Here is a 3,269-nt window from a genome sequence, read left to right as displayed (position 1 = left end):
ACGCGAGCACCTGAGGACAAGCCCTCGGCCTATTAGTACCGGTCACCTCCACACGTCACCGTGCTTCCAGATCCGGCCTATCAACCCAGTCATCTACTGGGAGCCTTACCCCATCACGTGGGTGGGAGCCCTCATCTCGAAGCAGGCTTCCCGCTTAGATGCTTTCAGCGGTTATCCCTCCCGAACGTAGCCAACCAGCCATGCCCTTGGCAGAACAACTGGCACACCAGAGGTTCGTCCGTCCCGGTCCTCTCGTACTAGGGACAGCCCTTCTCAAGACTCCTACGCGCACAGCGGATAGGGACCGAACTGTCTCACGACGTTCTAAACCCAGCTCGCGTACCGCTTTAATGGGCGAACAGCCCAACCCTTGGGACCGACTCCAGCCCCAGGATGCGACGAGCCGACATCGAGGTGCCAAACCATCCCGTCGATATGGACTCTTGGGGAAGATCAGCCTGTTATCCCCGGGGTACCTTTTATCCGTTGAGCGACGGCGCTTCCACAAGCCACCGCCGGATCACTAGTCCCGACTTTCGTCCCTGCTCGACCCGTCGGTCTCACAGTCAAGCTCCCTTGTGCACTTACACTCAACACCTGATTGCCAACCAGGCTGAGGGAACCTTTGGGCGCCTCCGTTACCCTTTAGGAGGCAACCGCCCCAGTTAAACTACCCATCAGACACTGTCCCTGATCCGGATCACGGACCCAGGTTAGACATCCAGCACGACCAGACTGGTATTTCAACGACGACTCCACCCGAACTGGCGTCCAGGCTTCACAGTCTCCCAGCTATCCTACACAAGCCGAACCGAACACCAATATCAAACTGTAGTAAAGGTCCCGGGGTCTTTCCGTCCTGCTGCGCGAAACGAGCATCTTTACTCGTAGTGCAATTTCACCGGGCCTATGGTTGAGACAGTCGAGAAGTCGTTACGCCATTCGTGCAGGTCGGAACTTACCCGACAAGGAATTTCGCTACCTTAGGATGGTTATAGTTACCACCGCCGTTTACTGGCGCTTAAGTTCTCAGCTTCGCCGACCCGAAAGCCAGCTAACCGGTCCCCTTAACGTTCCAGCACCGGGCAGGCGTCAGTCCGTATACATCGCCTTACGGCTTCGCACGGACCTGTGTTTTTAGTAAACAGTCGCTTCTCGCTGGTCTCTGCGGCCAACCCCAGCTCCAGACGCACGGCCCTTCACCAGGACTGGCCCCCCTTCTCCCGAAGTTACGGGGGCATTTTGCCGAGTTCCTTAACCATAGTTCACCCGAACGCCTCGGTATTCTCTACCTGACCACCTGAGTCGGTTTAGGGTACGGGCCGCCATGAAACTCGCTAGAGGCTTTTCTCGACAGCATAGGATCATCCACTTCACCACAATCGGCTCGGCATCAGGTCTCACCCTCACATGAGCGGCGGATTTACCTACCACTCGGGCTACACCCTTACCCCGGGACAACCACCGCCCGGGATGGACTACCTTCCTGCGTCACCCCATCACTCACCTACTACCAGCTCGGGCCACCGGCTCCACCACTCCCACTGCCGTCAAAGACGGCAACAGGCGGCTTCACGGGCTTAGCATCACCGGATTCGATGTTTGGCGCTTCACAGCGGGTACCGGAATATCAACCGGTTATCCATCGACTACGCCTGTCGGCCTCGCCTTAGGTCCCGACTTACCCTGGGCAGATCAGCTTGACCCAGGAACCCTTGGTCAATCGGCGCACACGTTTCTCACGTGTGAATCGCTACTCATGCCTGCATTCTCACTCGTCAACCGTCCACAACTCGCTTCCACGGCTGCTTCACCCGGCAGACGACGCTCCCCTACCCAACCCAGCACCCGTTAAGGCATCACGCTGGATTGACACGACTTCGGCGGTACGCTTGAGCCCCGCTACATTGTCGGCGCGGAATCACTAGACCAGTGAGCTATTACGCACTCTTTCAAGGATGGCTGCTTCTAAGCCAACCTCCTGGTTGTCTCTGCGACTCCACATCCTTTCCCACTTAGCGCACGCTTAGGGGCCTTAGTCGATGCTCTGGGCTGTTTCCCTCTCGACCATGGAGCTTATCCCCCACAGTCTCACTGCCGCGCTCTCACTTACCGGCATTCGGAGTTTGGCTAAGGTCAGTAACCCGGTAAGGCCCATCGCCTATCCAGTGCTCTACCTCCGGCAAGAAACACACGACGCTGCACCTAAATGCATTTCGGGGAGAACCAGCTATCACGGAGTTTGATTGGCCTTTCACCCCTAACCACAGGTCATCCCCCAGGTTTTCAACCCTGGTGGGTTCGGTCCTCCACGAAGTCTTACCTCCGCTTCAACCTGCCCATGGCTAGATCACCCCGCTTCGGGTCTTGAGCGTGCTACTCAAACGCCCTCTTCGGACTCGCTTTCGCTACGGCTACCCCACCCGGGTTAACCTCGCAACACACCGCAAACTCGCAGGCTCATTCTTCAAAAGGCACGCAGTCACGAGACACCAGCAAGCTGACGTCCGACGCTCCCACGGCTTGTAGGCACACGGTTTCAGGTACTATTTCACTCCCCTCCCGGGGTACTTTTCACCATTCCCTCACGGTACTATCCGCTATCGGTCACCAGGGAATATTTAGGCTTAGCGGGTGGTCCCGCCAGATTCACACGGGATTCCTCGGGCCCCGTGCTACTTGGGAATCACTCAAGCGAGCCGCTGACGTTTCGACTACGGGGGTCTTACCCTCTACGCCGGGCCTTTCGCATGCCCTTCGCCTACATCAACGGTTTCTCACTCGCCCCACGGCCGGCAGACCGCAGAAGAGCAATCCCACAACCCCGCATACGCAACCCCTGCCGGGTCTCACACGCATACGGTTTGGCCTCATCCAGTTTCGCTCGCCACTACTCCCGGAATCACGGTTGTTTTCTCTTCCTGCGGGTACTGAGATGTTTCACTTCCCCGCGTTCCCTCCACACTGCCTATGTGTTCAGCAGCGGGTGACAGCCCATGACGACTGCCGGGTTTCCCCATTCGGACACCCCCGGATCAAAGCCTGGTTGACGACTCCCCGGGGCCTATCGCGGCCTCCCACGTCCTTCATCGGTTCCTGGTGCCAAGGCATCCACCGTGCGCCCTTAAAAACTTGGCCACAGATGCTCGCGTCCACTGTGCAGTTCTCAAACAACGACCAGCCACCCGTCACAGCCCGCTCACGCAGACCTACACCGGGGCCGGCACTGAGGAAAACCTCGTTCCCTCAGGACCCAACAGCGTGCCCGG

At 58.2% G+C, this 3,269-nt stretch carries 1 rRNA gene; it reads right to left on the bottom strand.

Annotated features, from left to right (window positions below):
- Positions 1 to 12 precede the first annotated feature (12 nt).
- A 23S ribosomal RNA gene (locus IE286_RS26735) occupies positions 13 to 3,138 on the bottom strand.
- Between the last annotated feature and the right edge of the window lie 131 nt (positions 3,139 to 3,269).

Origin of the sequence: Streptomyces thermodiastaticus, from assembly GCF_014656135.1 — a bacterium.
GTDB lineage: Bacteria > Actinomycetota > Actinomycetes > Streptomycetales > Streptomycetaceae > Streptomyces > Streptomyces thermodiastaticus.
The sequence above is the reverse complement of the archived record's forward strand: the minus strand, read 5'-3'. Positions and strand labels throughout refer to the sequence as shown.